We start from the raw sequence: 15,949 nt of genomic DNA, 5'->3' as shown, positions 1-15,949 counted from the left end.
CCAGCATCCGCGCCTAGCCCCCAAACCCGAAACCGCGCGTCCCGTTGAGCGCCGTGACCGTTCCCGCCGGCACGGCGCTTTCTGCGGCATCGACCCTGCGGATCAGGCGGACATGCCGGTTCGCGCCCGGCGCAAGGTGGAACCAGTCGTCGGCGGGCCGGAAATTGGCGTCGTCCACATGCACCGACTGCGCGAAACGGTCGGTCGAAAGCGCCAGCCACCAGTTGCCCCGCTCGTCGCGTTCGGCGCTGGCCTCGATCGCCAGGGGCACGCGGGCGGCGGGATAGCCCGCCGGGAAATGAAACGCGTCGGCGAGCACGACATGCGAATCCGGCTCGCGCAGCCGCGCAACCGTCACGTCGTGGGCCGGCGGGCCGAAGCGATAGGCGTTGGTCGTGTCGAAGAAAGCTCCGAACAGATCGGTCGCCGGAATTTCGAGGGATTCGCGCGGCGCGAGCGTCAGCGTGCGTTCGCCGCCGACCACCCGTGTCGCGCCGTCGCGCAGGCAATCGATCGTCAGTTCCACGTCCCGCGTCGTCGCGGTCTCGTTGACGACATGCACCGCAAGGCCGTTGGTGCCCTCGTCGGTCAGGGCCACCTGCAACGGACGGAACGCGCGCTTGAGCGCGTACCATGCCGGCTTTGGTTCGCCGGTGGAATCGACCAGGCCCCAGCCTGCGCCGGGCAGCAGGTCCTGGTAGGTAAAGACCAGCGCCCCCTGGCAGGGCGAGGCGGCGCGCCGCCATTCGGCGTAGACCGCTTCCATCACCTCGCCGGTCACCGCCCGCGACATGTCGAGATAGCGCGCCGGGTCGCCGTAGCGCACCTCGATCGGGTCGACGCCGTAGATCAGCTTGAAATAGTGGTCGCGCACATCCTCGAAATCCCAGCCCGCGCCGCGGTCCCGCGGGACTCGGGCCTTCCAGCGCGGGTCGTGGCACGGCATCACCGGCAGGTGTGCATCGAGCGTGCGTTGCTGCGGCACATGAGAGAAGGCGAGGCACTCGCCTGCGAACCGCACATTGGCGCGCCGCGCATCGTCCAGCGGGCGGCGATAGGCGCCGACGCCGTAATAATGCGCGATGCCGGAATCGGGCGAGAACGGCAGCGCGCCACCGTCCGGCGAGTTGGCGGCATAGACCGCGTCGGGGCGCAGTTCGGCGCAGATTTCCGGCAGGATTTCCTCGGTCAGCGGCCCGCGCCATTTGCTTTCTGGCAGGCCGAGCATCGCGCCCTGCTGGTAGATCTCGCTTCCGCCGCACAGAACGGCGAGCGACGGGCTTCCCATCGTTGCACCGAGGGAATGCCGCGCTTCTTCGCGCACCGCCCCGGCAAAGGCGTCGTCGCCGACCGGATAATCGTAATTGGCGAACTGGAAGTCCTGCCAGACCATCAGGCCGAGTTCGTCGCACAAGGCGAAGAAATCCGGGCTCTCATAGACCATCGTTCCACCGACGCGCAGCATGTTCATGCCCGCCTCGGCGGCAAGGTCGAGCCACGGGCGATAGCTCTCGGCGTCGCCCGGCAAATTGACGATATTCGCGTTGGTCCACACCGCGCCCCGGCAGAAGACGGGCGTTCCGTTCACGGTCAGCGCGAATCCCTTGCCGTCCGCGCCGCGTTCGACTTCGATACGGCGGAAACCGGTCTTGCCGAGGCTGAAACTGTCGCCGCCGGCATCGACGTAAATGGCATGCAGCGCCGGGTCGCCATGGGTGTGCGGCCACCATGCCGCGACATCGGCGATCCGCAGTTGCGCGCGCCAGCTTCCATCATCCGCGCGCGTCGCTTCAGCGCTTTCACCGGCGCAGCGGATGACGGGAACGCCCGGCGTGTTGTCGAGCGAGAAGGCCAGCGACAGAACGCCGGTCCCGTCGTCTTCCAGCGTCGCGGTCATCGTGTCGATGCGGACGCTCGGCGCGTCGGGTTTCAAAAGCGAGACAGGCCGCCACGGCCCGACGGCGTGAACCTCGGGACACCAGCCGGGCATGTGGCCGAGCAGCGTCGTGCGCACCAGCCGTAGCCCCTGCGACACCGCCAGTTGCGGACGCCAGCGCGCGCGCGGGCCTTTCGCCGCGAGGTGCGGCTCGAGCGCCCGAAAGCAGATCGCCAGCGCATTGTCCTCGCGCGCGGTCACCCGTACGTCATGGCCGAGGAACATGCTGTCGCTGTCGAGGATCTTTTCGCCGTTCCACCAGACCTCCGCAATGGTCGCGAGTCCTTCGAAGACGAGCAGGCGTTCGCCCGGTTCGTCTTCGCGAATGCCGGCGATGAACCACGCATCCTTGTCGTGCAGCGGTGTCGGATCCTCGGCGTTGAACTGCCCGGCGGCGGCAAGCGCGCCGGCCGCCGTTCCGGGAACCTTGGCTTGTATCCAGTCCTTGAGAGCGCCCAGATCGGAAGGTTCGGCGACCGCGCCCGCCTCGCTCAGCGCCATCCACCAGCCGGATTCGATCCGTGATGCATGGCCGTCGGATGACATGATGCGGCGTTTCATGGCGCGTCCCGCGGGAATGTTGATCGGTCAGGCGGCCCTGGATGTGGCCTTGCCGACGATGGTGTCGAGGCTTTCCGTCATTGCGTCCCAGGCGTCGATCGCCGGGATCAGCGCCGGTGCCAGCTTGTCGAAATTCTTGCGCATCACTGCGCGCGCGAGCTGGAACTGGACGATCTTGCAGGTCGAGGAGATCTTGCGCGCCTCGTCGGCGCTCGCCCCGATGCCGGTCACGCCGTTTTCGGCAAGCCAGTCCAGATGGCTGGAGAACAGCTCGAAATTCGCGCCGAGTTGCCGCAGCGTGTTGAAGGCGTAGAGATGGAAGAAGCCGAAATCGCGCTCCGCGATCGCCTCGACCTGGCCGGGAAACACCTCGGCAAAGGCCCGCACCGGATTTTTCGCCGGCCGGCGGCCAAGGTGCAGACGCAGCAACCCTTCGGCATTCGCGACAATCTCGTCGCGCGACGGCAACGCGTCGGGGAACTTCACGAATTCCGTGTAGGGCAGGAAGGGCAGGGCGCCCTCTGCGGCGTTCAGGTGGAAAACGCCCTCGAAGTCCTCGCCTTCGAGCCGATGCAGACCCAGCCCGTGGAAGTAATCCATGCACCGGCCTTCGAGGTCGATCCGGTTCGGCGCGATCGTCGTCTTGCCGTGTTCCTTGCGATAGGACGTGCCCTGCGTGTCGGGCAGGTAGAAGCTGTCCACCTCCACCAGCGACAGCCGGCCGCGTCCGATCTGTTCGACGACATGGTTTTCGACCCGGTCGTAGATCGCCAGTTCGGTGACCCGCAGGCCGTAAAGGCGTTCGAGGTCTTCCAGCGGCACCTTGAAGAAGGTGAACTGGTCGCCTTCGAAATCCTGCGTGACCGCATAGGAAAGGCAGGCTTCCGGCGGCAGGCCGAGCGCCGGCAGCACCTCGATCCAGACGTCGAGATAACAGTTCGTCTCCGGCCAGTCGCGCGTCCCCGCATGCAGCGCATGCCGCGCGTAGTCGGTCGGGTCGAGCGCCGGGAAGATCGCCGGAAGGTCGGTCATCGATGCCAAGATGTCAGCCCCAGAGCGCCTTGCGGACACCTGCCGGCCAGCTTTCCACATCCATGCCGTGATGGCGGAAAAGCGCCAGGGCGATGCGTTCCAGCCCGAAGCCGACGCATGCCGTATGGGCGTGCGAGCCGTCCTGCTGGCGGATGTCCCAGGCCTTGCCGAAATTGTCCATGTGGTAGTTGAAGCTCATGCAGGCGGTCGGGTTCGCGGCCGAATTGACCGGCACGAGCAGCTCGAATTTCAGTTCCTGTTCGCGCTGGCTGGACCCCATCATCTTGCCGGCCCGTCCGAAGAACGGATCGTTCGCGACATCCACCGTGCAGGGCAGTTCCAGCAGCTTCATGATGTCCTGGCCGCGCTGTTTCCAGGTCTCGCGGAACGCGATCGCCTGGTCGGCGGAACCGGCGCGCACGAATTCGCGCTGGCGGAACATCTGCATGCGGGCCGGATCGCGCGAGGGCTCGTGGCGGAAGCAATAGGATTGCAGCGCCACATAGGCGCCTTCCGCCGGCAGCGCGCCGCGCCGCGCGAGGATCGGGTAGAGCGGATAGCAGGCAGCCGGGGTCAGCGCCACGTCGGTCGGCTTCTGGTTCTCCGACCAGTCTTCGCCGACTTCGAGACACTGCAGCAGCCCTGCATGGTCGTGATCATTGCCGCAAAAGGCGTGAACCGTCCCCGCCAGATGCGGGAAGTTCTTCATGTAGCCGCTGGTCTCGAAATCCTTGATCGGCATGCCCGGCGGAAACACCATCGCTTCGCTGGTTTCGTCCTTGCCGAAGGACTTCGCCAATGCCTCGAAGCGGGTGATGACCTCCTCGAAGAGGTCGCTGCGCGCATAGAGGCCATCGACACCGCTGTCATGCAGGATGCCCTGATCGAAAAGCTGGTCGAGAAAGGAGACTTGCTTGTCCATGGCTTACCTCAGAAGGCTGGTTTCTTGTTTGCCGACGAGAAGCATCGTCGACGTATTGCCGAGAATGCGGTCGTTGGAAATCATCAACTGCGCCGAATGCGCGTCGCGCAGGTGCCGGCCGAGACTGTAGGGCGTTCCGTTCTTGTAGCCCTGGATGCCGCAGATCAGCATGCACTGGTTGATGATGTCGAGAATGGTCTGGGACGTGCCGATCTTGATGTTGTTCATCGCGACCGCGAAGCCCATCGCCGAAAGCGCATCGGGATCGCCCTTGCCGGCTTCGAACTGCTTCAGCCCGGCGACGACATTCGATTTCACCTGCTGCAGCATGCTGGATGCCTCGGCGAGGCGCAGCGCGCCGGGAGGCGTCTGGCCCGGAGACCGGCGTGCGGCAGCGCGCACGTAGGACTGTGCCCGGTTCACCGCGTCGGCGGCGATGCCGAACCACAGCGCGCCCCAAAGAAGATGCGATACCGCGAGCATGGATTGCGCCGCGATTTCCGCGAAGGGCTTGGGCAGGATCTGTTCCGCCGGCGCTTCGCCGCGGAAGATGTAGCCGTCCGAGCAGGTGCCGCGCATGCCGAGCGTGTCCCACTCCGCCGTGTGCTCAAGCGTGTACTGGTCCTTCGTGAACAGCGTCGCGACCTGGTCGCTCGGCGGCGAATCCTTGTGACGGCGCGAGGTCACCATGATGGCGTCCGCATCGGCGCCATAGGAAATGACGGTGGCGTTCTTTTCGAGCCGGACGATGTCGCCCTCGACGTCCACGGCGCAGACGGAATTGCGCAGATTGCCGCCGATGCCGGCCTCGCTGGTCGCCGATCCGATCAGCAATTGCTCGTCACAGATGCGTTTCAGGAACGCCTCGTGCCAGGCGCTGTCCGGTGCATGATCCGACAGGCTGGCGATCTGGATCTGGTGCATGGCGTAGGTCATGGCCGTCGCCGCGCAAGCCTTGCCGAGGATCGAGCAGACCTCGGCGACTTCGCTCATCGTCGCGCCTTCGCCGCCATGCTGGACGGGGATCTGGATACCCATCAGCCGTTCGGCCTTGACGGCATCCATGCCTTCTTTCGGGAAGCGGGCTTCCCGGTCGACTGTATCGGCGAATTCCGCCGCAACCTTCGCAGCCCTTTGGGCGCGTTCTGCAAGCGAGAGAGCCGTAATCGGGCTGGCGACGTTCATTTAGGCCACCTGCTGCGTTTCAGTGATCTGGCTGACGGACGCGGCGATCGCGTTGATCGACGAGAAGGATTTGCGGTTCAGGAGGGTTTCCGGAAACTCGATATCGAAGGCCTCTTCCAGGCCCAGCATCAGCTGGACGGAAGCGAAAGAGGAAAGGCCTGCTTCGTAAAGGTCCGCGTCGTCGGCAATCGTGTCGACGGAGACCGGCAGGCGGCCATGTTTGGTCAGGAGGTCGCGAATGGTGGAGTTCATGCCTTGGATTCCCTGTTCTGGAAGCGCGCTTCGATATTGGCGCGTTTTGGCTCCGATGCATGTTCTCTTACGGCTATTTTTATAAGGTGTGCTTAAGCGATGTGGTTAACGGTCAAGTTGTGTTCCGACGCGCTGTAATATCGCGGGACTCGGCGTGTCTTTTCAGGCCAGCGTCCCGTTTTGAAACAGGTGTGCACCGTGCTGACGGACGTCGTTGACCTTGCCCGCGCGGCGACAGGCGGCTGGGTTCATGCGGGTGCGGCAAGGGTCGGCATTCGGTTACCGGGCATGTGCGGAGGCAACGAAATGTTCGGATTTCCGCGGCTTGAATCTGACGTCGCCGACAAGATATCTCCAGAGACTGAAGCTTTTGAGAAAGGATGACGCTCATGCTCTCCATCGGTGAGATGTCGCGCCGGTCCGGCGTCAAGGTGCCGACCATCCGCTATTACGAGCAGATGAACCTGATCGACGCGCCGGAGCGTTCCGCCGGCAACCAGCGGCGCTACACGCACGCGGCGCTCGACAGGCTGACCTTCATTCGCCATGCCCGCGATCTCGGCCTGTCGCTGGAGGCGATCCGCGAACTGGTCCGCCTGAGCGAGAACCCCGCCATGCCTCATGACGAGGCGCACCGCATCGCCACATCGCATCTCGCCGCGATCCGCGAACGCATCGCCCGGCTGAAACGGCTTGAGAAGGAACTGACCCGCGTCGAGGCGAACTGCCATGCCGATCAGGCCGGCGACTGCAATATCATGCAGGTTCTCGCCGATCACGGCCGCTGCGAGACCGAGCACTGAGCGTCGATCAGATCGCCAGCTTTCCAAACAGGATCGGCAGCGTCGAGACGAGCAGCAGGGCGGCCATCGCGACATTGAAGACATGCGCGCGCCGCGGTTCGTGCAGGAACCGGCTGAGCCATGTCCCGAAGACGACCCAAAGCGTCGTCGCGCAAAGCGCCACCAGCCCCATGATCGCAGCGCCCGCGCCAACCGTGCCGAAACCGGCCCCCTCCGGCAGGTAGGTCGCCGCCGCGCTCATCGCCGCCGCCCAGGCCTTCGGATTGATCCACTGGAAGGCGACGCCCGTGCCGAAGCCGAGAATTTCGAGATCGTCGTCATTGCGCCTGAGCGGGCCGGCGGTCGCGATCTTCCAGGCCAGCCACAACAGGAAAGCCGCCGCCACGAAGCGCAGCCCGAGCGCCAGCAGGGGCAGCGCGGAGAACGCCGCGCCGAGGCCGGAACCGGTCGCGCCGAACAGCACCGCCATGCCGACGGCCACGCCGGCGGAGAGCGGCAGCGAGCGTCGCGTGCCGTGCCGCACGCCCGACGCCAACATCATCATGTTGTTCGGGCCGGGCGTTCCTGCCATGATCGCGCAGAAGGTGACATAGGACACGAGAAGGTCGAAACCGGTCATCGCGGGCTTTCCGTTTTCATCGGGCCGCGATCCTGCCGCCGCGAGGCGGTCCGGTCTTGTCGAAAAGTGACATGGTGGTGGAAACGGACATGCAGGCGCTATCGACCGAACCCGTCTTCGAGTCGCCGCGTGACCGGGCGCGGTTCCGCCGCATGCCCGGCTTCTCCGCCGTCGACCTGATGGATGCGTCGTTTCACGATCACCATTTCGCCCCGCATACCCATGACGGCCTCATGCTCGGTATCATGCGCTTCGGCGTGATGCGCTTCATGCGCGAGGGCAGAACCCACACGGTCGAGCCCGGCGGCATCACGGTCATCAATCCCGGCGATGTCCACACCGGCGGCCGCTTCGGCGAGGACCGGCTGGTCTATACGGGGATCTATGCGCCGCAATCCTTCCTCGAAAAAGCGGGGCTCGGAAGCGACGCATGGTTCGTCTCCGGCGTCGTGACCGATCCGGAATGCTGGCAATTGCTGCTGCGGGCGTCCGCGCCGGGCGTCGATCCGCTCGCCGGGCAGGAGCACCTGCTCGAAGGCCTGTTCCGTCTCGGCCGCCACGCCAGTCGCGGGCCGGGGCGTGAGGAGCGGGCGTGTTCCGCCGCGGCGGCGCGCGCGCTTGGGCACCTTGAAGCCCATTACGGCGAGCGCGTCACGATCGACGATCTCGCCCGCATCGCCGGCGTCACGCCGCGCCACATGATCCGGTCCTTCCGCAAGGCGACAGGCCTGCCGCCGCATGCATGGCTTCGCCAGTTCCGCATCCGGAAGGCGCGCCATCTGCTCGAGACGGGCCTCGCGCCCGCCGAGGCCGCGTTTGCCACCGGCTTCGCCGACCAGCCGCATTTCTCGAAAGCCTTCAAGCAACTGACCGGCACGACGCCCGCACGCTACCGCCTCGACATGGCCGCCTGATTTCGATGTTTCCGATTGGAATCCCGATTTCCGCTTGACGAATCCATATTAACATAACACGTTATATAACGTGTTATTGGGTGAGGTTGATCATGGTCAGGGATTTCACGAAGGAGTTGGGATATCTCCCGCTCGGCAGCCGGCTGAAACGTGTCGGCGAGCGCATGCAGGCCGAAACCGCCCGCTTCCTCGCAAGCGAGGGGATCGAGCAGCCGCCCGGCATCTGGCCGCTTCTCCAGACGCTTCACGGCGAAGGCGCGCTGACCGTGGGTGAGCTGGCCACGGCGCTTGGCGTATCCCAGCCCGGCGTCACGCGCAGCCTTCGCCAGCTCACCGCCGATGGCATGGTGAAGCCTGCGCCCGCGGGCGAAGACCAGCGCCGCAAACCGGTCATGCTCACCGACACGGGAGCATCCGTCGTCGAACGCTGCATGCGTGACCTGTGGCCCCATGTCGAGGCGGCGGTTCGCGAGATGTGCGCCTCCCTCGACGGTCCGATCCTGCAGCAACTCGACCGGATCGAGGAGGAACTCGACAGCCTGCCGCTGGACCGGCGCGTCGCGCGCAAGATGCAGGAGCGCGACGATGGCTGATCATGTTCTCGACCGGCCGGTCTGGGCCGCTTTGACCTCTAAACAGGCACATTGGGCCGAGGGTGGACCCGACGCGATGCGCTTTCCGCCCAATGTCTCGCCCTTCGCCGCGTCGCGCGACGATAGCGAGGAATGCCTGCGTGCTCTCGTCGCCCTCGTGCCCGAAGGCGGCGGCATTCTCCTGGCCCGAAAGGGCGGCGGCGAAATCCCGCCCGGCCTGAAAATCGCGACCGAGGCCAATATCGTCCAGATGCACGCGGAAGATCTCGTTCCCGCCGATCCGGCCGACGAGATCGTCCCGCTCGGCGATGCCGACGCGGAGGAAATGCTGGCTTTGGCGACACTGACCCGGCCCGGCCCCTTCCTGCTCGACACGTACCGGCTCGGCCGCTTCGTCGGCATTCGTGTCGATGGCCGGCTTGCCGCGATGGCAGGCGAAAGGCTGCATGTGGAAGGCTATCGCGAAATCAGCGGCGTCTGCACGCATCCCGATTTTCGCGGGCGTGGCTATGCGGGTCTCCTGTCGCGCATCGTTGCGACCCGCATCCTGCGCGACGGCGAAACCCCGTTTCTGCACGCTTACGAGACCAATGCGTCGGCGATCAGGCTATACGAAACGCTCGGATTTCGATGGCAGCGCACCATCACGGTGCAGATGCTGGTGCGCGGCTGAGCGGCGTTACTGCCTGGAGCCGCCCCACGGCATGTCCATATAGACGTCGCCCTCGCGCAGTTCCTCCAGCATTCGCGTCAGCCGCTTGTGCTTGGTCGTTTCGCGCTTGGCGGTGTTGATCCAGCCCAGATAGTCGTTGCGCTGGTAATCCGGCCGCGCCTCATAGGCGTCGCGCAGGCCGGATTCGTCCAGCGCCGCCGCCACGAAGGCGGGCATGGGCTGCAATGCGCGCTTCAGCGGCATCAGGCGAAGACGCTTGCGCCCACGTCGGCGCGGCCCGCGACATTGCGGAAGGTCTCGAACAACTCGCGTCCGGTTCCGTAAGCATTCGCTGACAGATCGGCGATCACCGCCTCGCGCGCGTCGAACTCCGCCGCCGGCACCAGCACTTCCAGCGTGCCCTCGGTCGCATCGACACGCACCATGTCGCCATTTTGCACCTTGGCGATCGGGCCACCGTCCAGCGCTTCCGGCGTCACGTGGATCGCCGCCGGAACCTTGCCGGACGCGCCGGACATGCGTCCGTCCGTCACCAGCGCAACCTTGTAGCCGCGGTCCTGCAGCACGCCGAGCGACGGCGTCAGCTTGTGCAGTTCCGGCATGCCGTTCGCCTTCGGCCCCTGGAAGCGGATAACGGCGACGAAATCCTTTTCCAGCTCGCCCTTGCGGAAGGCTTCCTGCAGTGCTTCCTGGCTGTGGAACACGACGGCCGGCGCCTCGATGACGTGGCGTTCCGGCTTGACGGCGGAGATCTTGATGACCGCCTTGCCGAGATTGCCGGTCAGCATCTTCAGCCCGCCATTGGTCTGGAAGGGCGCGGTGATTGGCGCGAGCACCTGGTCGTCATGCGATTTTGCGGGCGCCGGTTCGCGCACCACCGTGTCGCCGTCCAGCTTCGCCTCGACCATATAGGGCTCCAGCCCCTGGCCGAAGACGGTGCGCACGTCGCTGTGCAGCAGCCCCTCGCTCGCCAGTTCGCGGATCATGAAACCCAGCCCGCCGGCGGCCTGGAAATGGTTCACGTCGGCCAGTCCGTTCGGATAGACACGCGCCAGGAGAGGCGTCGTGTCGGACAGGTCGGAAATGTCCTGCCATGTCAGCTTGATGCCGGCCGCCGCCGCCATGGCGATCAGGTGGATCGTGTGGTTGGTCGATCCGCCCGTGGCGTGCAGCCCCACCACGCCGTTGACGATCGAGCGTTCGTCGATCATCTCGCCGACCGGGGTAAACTCGTTGCCGAGCGCGGTGATGGCGAGCGCGCGTTTCGCGGCTTCCCTGGTCAGGGCATCGCGCAGCGGCGTGTTCGGGTTGACGAAGGAAGAGCCCGGCATGTGCAGGCCCATGATCTCCATCAGCATCTGGTTGGAATTCGCCGTGCCGTAGAAGGTGCAGGTGCCCGGCCCGTGATAGGAGGCGCTCTCCGATTTCAGCAACTCGTCGCGGCCGACCTTGCCTTCGGCATAGAGCTGGCGGGTCTTGGCCTTCTCGTCATTGGAGATGCCGGTGGTCATCGGGCCTGCGGGCACGAAGATCGCGGGAAGATGCCCGAAGGTCAGCGCCGCGATGGTCAGACCGGGCACGATCTTGTCGCAGACGCCGAGGAAGACCGCCGCGTCGAACATGTCGTGCGACAGGCCGATACCCGCCGCCATCGCGATCACGTCGCGCGAGAACAGCGACAGTTCCATGCCGTCCTGGCCCTGCGTGACGCCGTCGCACATCGCCGGCACGCCGCCCGCCACCTGCGCCACGCCGCCCGCCTCGCGCGCCGCCTGCTTGATCAGGGCGGGAAAGGTCTCATACGGCTGATGCGCCGACAGCATGTCGTTATAGGCGGTGATGATGCCGAGATTGGGCACGGTGTCGCCCATCAGGTCTTCCTTGTCGGACGGTCCGCAGGCCGCGAAGCCGTGGGCAAGGTTGCCGCAGGACAATTTCGTGCGCTTCGGGCCCATCTCGGCCCGGGCGCGCAGCCGTTCAAGATATGTTTCGCGCGTCAGGCGCGAACGTTCGCGAATGCGTTCCGTGACCTCGGCCACCGATTTCTGCACGTCACTCATGGGTCAGGGCTCCCTGTGATGTGAATTTATAGAGCGGTTACGGCGCCCAGAACACGTGTACGGGCGTCTTGTCCTGGTGCAGCACGGCGCGCACCGGCATGGCATTGGCGTCGGTTCCGGCAAGCGCCGTGTCGAACACGCCGCGCTTTTCTTCCCCTTCGATATGGAGCGCGAGGAACCGTGCGTCCAGAAGGGCGGGCAGGGTAAGCGTCAGCCGCGGTTCGCCCGCGCCGTCTGCCTGCATCGGCAAAACGCGGGTTTCGCCGGCCGTGTCGAGCGCGTCGGAAAGCCGGTCGCCACCCGGGAAGAACGAGGCTGTGTGCCCGTCCGTGCCCATGCCGAGCACCGCGGCGTCGAGCGGCCAGGGAAGGCCGGCGAACAGCGCCTCGCTCTTCTCGGCATTTGCGATCGGCAGCTCCGCCGCGGTCTCGTAGGCGACGAAATGCGCTTTCGCGGCATTGCCTTGCAGCAGCGTCTCGCGCACCAGCTTCTGGTTGGCGCGGTCGGAATCGGGCGGGCAGATGCGTTCATCGACGAGGATGACCGTCACCCGGTCCCAGGAAATGTCGGTTTCCGACAGCACGGCGAAAAGCCGCTTCGGCGTCGAGCCGCCGGAAACCGCGAGCGACGCCTCGCCGCGCTCGGCGATCGCGCCCGCCAGTTTCGCCGCGATGCCCGCCGCCAGCGCGATGGCGAGCGCCTCGCGGTCGGGATAATCGTGCCGGTGGAGCCTGTCGTCCGGATCAGTTTTCATACCATGTCCGTCCGTCGCGCTCGATCAGGGCGATGGAGGCCGAAGGCCCCCATGTGCCCGCCGTGTATTGCCGCACCGGCTGCTCGCTCCCCTCCCACGCCTTCAGGATCGGATCGATCCACTGCCACGCGGCCTCCACCTCGTCGCGGCGCATGAACAGCGTCTGGTTGCCGCGGATCACGTCCAGGATGAGCCGCTCATAGGCGTCCGGATTGCGCACGCCGAAGCTCTCCGCGAAACTCATGTCCAGCGGCACGTGGCGCAGCCGCATGCCGCCCGGTCCGGGGTCCTTGATCATCAGCCATTGCTTGACGCCTTCGTCCGGCTGCAGCCGCATCACCAGCTGGTTGGCGACCATCCGGCCCGCCGCGCTGCCGAAGATCGAGTGCGGCACCGGCTTGAAGGAGATGACGATCTCGGAGACGCGCTGCGCCAGCCGCTTGCCGGTGCGCAGATAGAAGGGCACGCCGGCCCAGCGCCAGTTTCCGATTTCCGCCTTGATGGCGACAAAGGTCTCGGTGTTCGAGACGCCGCCTTCCAGCTCTTCCAGATAGCCCTTCACCGGACCGCCATTCGAGGCGCCCGATCTGTACTGTCCGCGAACCGTCAATTCCTCGACATTGCTCTCGTCGATCCGCCCGAGCGAGCGCAGCACCTTCAGCTTCTCGTCGCGCACCGCATTCGCGTCCATCGAAGAGGGCGGTTCCATCGCCACGAGGCACAGAAGCTGCAGCATGTGGTTCTGCACCATGTCGCGCAGCGCGCCGGCGCGGTCGTAATAGCCGGCCCGCCCCTCGAGCCCGACCGATTCCGCCACGGTGATCTGCACGTGATCGATATGCGCGGAATTCCATAGCGGCTCATAGAGCGCATTGGCAAAGCGCAGCGCCATCAGGTTCTGCACCGTCTCCTTGCCGAGATAGTGGTCGATGCGGAAGACCTGATCCTCGGTGAAGACCTCGCCCAGCGTGTCGTTGAGGATGCCGGCCGATTCCAGGTCGCGGCCGATCGGCTTTTCGACGACGATGCGCGTCTCGTCGGTAATCAGCCCGTGCTCGCGCAGCTTGGTCGCGAAATCGCCGAACAGCGATGGGCCGACGGCGAGATAATAAGCCCGCTTCTTGTGCGGATCGCCGTCCAGCTTCGCCTTCAGGTCGTCCCAGCCCTTGTCGGACTTGGCGTCCACCGAGACGTAGCGCAGCTTTGCGAGGAATTTTTGCAGTTCGTCCTCGTCGAGGTCTTCCTTGATGAACTGTTCCAGCGCCTTGCGCGCGAATGCGCGATATTCGTCGTCGGTCATCTCGGTGCGCGAGGCGCCGATGATGCAGGTCTGATCGACGATCTGGCCACCGACCTGGCGGTGATACAGTGCGGGAAGAAGCTTGCGCTCGGCGAGATCGCCGGTACCCCCGAATACGATGTAGTCGAAGGGATCGACGGGGATGATCTGTGCGGACATGGATGTTTCCTGTCTGGCGAGAGGAGTCGGCGGCGTTATAATCTAATCGATTTAAAAAGACCAGATCGCAAATGTATTTTTGTCGCTTGGCGGTTCCGGTGTGCTAGACCGTGGGAGGATGACGGTCGCATCCGTCGATGTTTGCAGGGAATGACGACATGCTCAAGACGCCCGACACCACTTTGCTGCGCACGGTGGCCGAGGAGCGCGCGGCGTTGAACGTTATCGGCGGCAAGATGGTCGGTGCGAAATCCGGCGCGCGCATCGAGGTCGCCTGTCCGTCCGACGGTCGCGTCTTCGCCTCGATCCCGCGGGGAGAGACCGCCGATATCGATGCCGCCGTCGCCTCCGCCCGCCATGCTTTCGAGGTCGGCCCGTGGAGCCGCATGACCGCCACGGAACGCGGCCGCGTGCTGACCCGCCTGTCCGGACTTGTCGAGCAGCACGCCGACGAACTCGCGGCGCTGGAATCGCGCGATACCGGAAAACCGGCCCGTCAGGGTGTCGCCGATGTCACGGCGGCGATCCGCTACTATGAATATTACGGCGCCGCCGCCGACAAGGCGCATGGCAGCCAGATCCCGTTCCTTGAAGGCTACACCGCCATCACCACGCGCGAGCCGCATGGTGTCGTCGCCGGCATTATTCCGTGGAATTACCCGCTGCAGATCCTCGCCCGTGTCGCGGGCGCGGCGCTTGCCATGGGCAACACGCTGGTCGTGAAACCGGCCGAGGACGCCTCGCTCACCACGGTCCGCATCGCCGAACTGGCGCTCGAGGCCGGCTGCCCGCCGGGCGTCTTCAACGTCGTTACGGGCTATGGCGCGGAGGCCGGTGCGGCACTGTCCGGCCATCCCGGCGTCGATTACGTCACCTTCACCGGGTCGCCCGGCACGGGCACGGCGATCCAGCAGGCCGCCGCCGGCAACAATCGCGGCGTGACCATGGAGCTTGGCGGCAAGTCGCCGCAGATCGTCTTCGCCGACGCGGACCTCGACGCGGCGCTACCCGTCGTCGTCAACGCGATCATCCAGAATGGCGGCCAGACCTGTTCGGCCGGAAGCCGGGTGCTGGTCGAAAAGCCGATCCACGAGGAATTCACCGCCGAACTCGCCCGGCGGTTCGAGGCGCTTGTCGCCGAACCGCACGACCGCGACGGCGATCTCGGCCCGCTGATCAATACCCGTCAGGCCGAACGCGTCGCCGCGATGATCGCCGAGGCGGAGGCCGCGGGCTTTCCGGTTCTGGCAAAAGGCAGCGTCGCCGACGACGCCCCGCAAGGCGGACACTATCAGGCGCCCGTCCTGTTCGGCGCGGTCGATCCGCTGTCGGCGCTCGGCCAGGAGGAGGTCTTCGGTCCGGTTCTCGCCGCCTTTTCCTTCGAGGGCGAGGAGGAAGCGGTTCGCCTCGCCAACGGCACGGAATACGGGCTGGTCGCGGGCGTCTGGACGCGCGACGGCGGCCGCCAGCACCGCGTCGCAAAACGCATTCGCGCCGGCCAGGTCTATGTCAACGCCTATGGCGCGGGCGGGGGCATCGAATTGCCTTTCGGCGGCTTCGGCAGGTCCGGTCATGGCCGCGAAAAGGGCTTCGAGGCGCTGATGGACATGTCGGCGACGAAGACGACCGTTTTCAATCACGGCTGATCTGCATCGGCTTGGCAATTCATTCCGGAGAGGTATCCATGTCGGACGAGAAATACCTGATGACCCGCGAGGAGATCGAGGAAATGCCGGGCCTGAAGAAGACCCATTTCCTCAATCCCAACGCCATCCGCATAAACAAGTCGCTGGGTGACGAGACGGGCCTGACCGGGTTCGGCTTTCACATCATCGAGGTCGAGCCCGGCCGCGATACCACGGAGCATCATGTCCATTACTACGAGGATGAGTGCGTCTACGTCCTCTCCGGAGAGGCGACGGCGCATATCGGCGAAGAGTCCTTTCCGGTAAAGGCCGGCGATTTCATCGGTTATCGCAAGGGCGGGCTCGCACATTCGATGACCAATACCGGCACGGAGCCGTTCCGCTGCATCGTGGTCGGCGAGCGTCTGGCGCATGACGTGGGCGACTATACCAAGCTCAGGAAGCGTATTTATCGCAATGCCGGAATGAAGTGGAACCTGGTCGATCACGACCATATCGGCGAGCCGGTCGCCGGCGCGAAGAAATAGGCGCGTCCGACGG

General features: G+C 65.4%; 16 protein-coding genes. 6 read left to right on the top strand and 10 right to left on the bottom strand.

Going from position 1 to position 15,949, the window contains the following annotated elements; genetic code table 11:
- Positions 1–13: 13 nt before the first annotated feature.
- The 5 genes from LC343_RS06770 to LC343_RS06750 are packed head-to-tail and all read right to left on the bottom strand — an operon-like array spanning position 14 to position 5,888.
- Positions 14–2,497, bottom strand: a complete 2,484-nt coding sequence (locus LC343_RS06770) for a glycosyl hydrolase 2 galactose-binding domain-containing protein (protein WP_223476349.1) — start codon at positions 2,495–2,497, stop codon at positions 14–16.
- Positions 2,498–2,524: 27 nt separating this feature from the next.
- Positions 2,525–3,529 (bottom strand): DUF1839 family protein, encoded by a 1,005-nt coding sequence (locus LC343_RS06765; protein WP_223476729.1) that lies wholly within the window; start codon positions 3,527–3,529, stop codon positions 2,525–2,527.
- A 13-nt stretch (positions 3,530–3,542) separates the two neighbouring features.
- Positions 3,543–4,451 carry an amino acid--[acyl-carrier-protein] ligase gene (locus LC343_RS06760; RefSeq protein WP_223476348.1) on the bottom strand — a complete coding sequence of 303 codons (909 nt, stop codon included), beginning with the start codon at positions 4,449–4,451 and terminating at the stop codon, positions 3,543–3,545.
- Between the two features lie 3 nt (positions 4,452–4,454).
- Positions 4,455–5,636, bottom strand: a complete 1,182-nt coding sequence (locus LC343_RS06755) for an acyl-CoA dehydrogenase family protein (protein WP_223476347.1) — start codon at positions 5,634–5,636, stop codon at positions 4,455–4,457.
- Positions 5,637–5,888 (bottom strand): acyl carrier protein, encoded by a 252-nt coding sequence (locus LC343_RS06750; protein WP_223476346.1) that lies wholly within the window; start codon positions 5,886–5,888, stop codon positions 5,637–5,639.
- Positions 5,889–6,277: 389 nt separating this feature from the next.
- On the opposite strand from LC343_RS06750, the gene LC343_RS06745 reads away from it, so the two are divergent.
- Positions 6,278–6,691: a MerR family transcriptional regulator gene (locus LC343_RS06745; RefSeq protein WP_223476345.1), complete on the top strand. Its 414-nt coding sequence runs from the start codon at positions 6,278–6,280 to the stop codon at positions 6,689–6,691.
- 7 nt (positions 6,692–6,698) lie between these two features.
- Here LC343_RS06745 and LC343_RS06740 read toward each other — a convergent pair whose 3' ends face one another.
- On the bottom strand, positions 6,699–7,310 hold the full coding sequence (locus LC343_RS06740) for a LysE family translocator (protein ID WP_223476344.1): 612 nt from the start codon (positions 7,308–7,310) through the stop codon (positions 6,699–6,701).
- Positions 7,311–7,366: 56 nt separating this feature from the next.
- Here LC343_RS06740 and LC343_RS06735 point away from each other — a divergent pair, with 56 nt between their 5' ends.
- The 3 genes from LC343_RS06735 to LC343_RS06725 all read left to right on the top strand — a co-directional run bounded on the left by LC343_RS06735 (position 7,367) and on the right by LC343_RS06725 (position 9,490).
- A complete protein-coding gene (locus tag LC343_RS06735; protein WP_223476343.1) occupies positions 7,367–8,224 on the top strand; it encodes an AraC family transcriptional regulator in 858 nt (285 codons plus the stop codon).
- A gap of 92 nt (positions 8,225–8,316) precedes the next feature.
- Positions 8,317–8,817, top strand: a complete 501-nt coding sequence (locus tag LC343_RS06730; RefSeq protein WP_223476342.1) for a MarR family winged helix-turn-helix transcriptional regulator — start codon at positions 8,317–8,319, stop codon at positions 8,815–8,817.
- Complete coding sequence (locus LC343_RS06725; RefSeq protein ID WP_223476341.1) at positions 8,810–9,490, top strand: GNAT family N-acetyltransferase; 681 nt, start codon at positions 8,810–8,812, stop codon at positions 9,488–9,490. Before LC343_RS06730 ends, LC343_RS06725 begins: the two co-directional genes overlap by 8 nt.
- Positions 9,491–9,496: 6 nt before the next feature.
- On the opposite strand, the gene LC343_RS06720 is transcribed toward LC343_RS06725, so the two are convergent.
- Genes LC343_RS06720 through zwf form a run of 4 tightly spaced genes read right to left on the bottom strand, consistent with a single transcriptional unit; the run spans position 9,497 to position 13,763 of the window.
- The gene (locus tag LC343_RS06720) at positions 9,497–9,733 is read right to left on the bottom strand and encodes a YdeI/OmpD-associated family protein (protein ID WP_223476340.1); all 237 of its coding nucleotides are present in this window, start codon (positions 9,731–9,733) and stop codon (positions 9,497–9,499) included.
- Positions 9,733–11,550, bottom strand: a complete 1,818-nt coding sequence (gene edd / locus LC343_RS06715) for a phosphogluconate dehydratase (protein WP_223476339.1) — start codon at positions 11,548–11,550, stop codon at positions 9,733–9,735. The genes LC343_RS06720 and edd overlap by 1 nt, the downstream gene beginning before the upstream one ends.
- Before the next feature lie 37 nt (positions 11,551–11,587).
- Positions 11,588–12,304, bottom strand: coding sequence for a 6-phosphogluconolactonase (gene pgl / locus LC343_RS06710; protein ID WP_223476338.1), 717 nt, complete (start codon positions 12,302–12,304; stop codon positions 11,588–11,590).
- A complete protein-coding gene (gene zwf, locus LC343_RS06705; protein WP_223476337.1) occupies positions 12,294–13,763 on the bottom strand; it encodes a glucose-6-phosphate dehydrogenase in 1,470 nt (489 codons plus the stop codon). The genes pgl and zwf overlap by 11 nt, the downstream gene beginning before the upstream one ends.
- 158 nt (positions 13,764–13,921) lie before the next feature.
- Here zwf and LC343_RS06700 point away from each other — a divergent pair, with 158 nt between their 5' ends.
- Together LC343_RS06700 and LC343_RS06695 are read left to right on the top strand one after the other, a co-directional pair.
- Entirely contained in the window at positions 13,922–15,409 is a 1,488-nt protein-coding gene (locus LC343_RS06700) for an aldehyde dehydrogenase family protein (RefSeq protein WP_223476336.1), read from the top strand.
- Positions 15,410–15,447: 38 nt separating this feature from the next.
- On the top strand, positions 15,448–15,936 hold the full coding sequence (locus LC343_RS06695) for a cupin domain-containing protein (protein WP_223476335.1): 489 nt from the start codon (positions 15,448–15,450) through the stop codon (positions 15,934–15,936).
- The last annotated feature ends 13 nt before the right edge of the window (positions 15,937–15,949 follow it).

This window comes from Oricola indica (assembly GCF_019966595.1).
Lineage (GTDB): Bacteria > Pseudomonadota > Alphaproteobacteria > Rhizobiales > Rhizobiaceae > Oricola > Oricola indica.
Note: the sequence above shows the minus strand (reverse complement) of the source record. Positions and strands in the feature narration are given on the sequence as shown.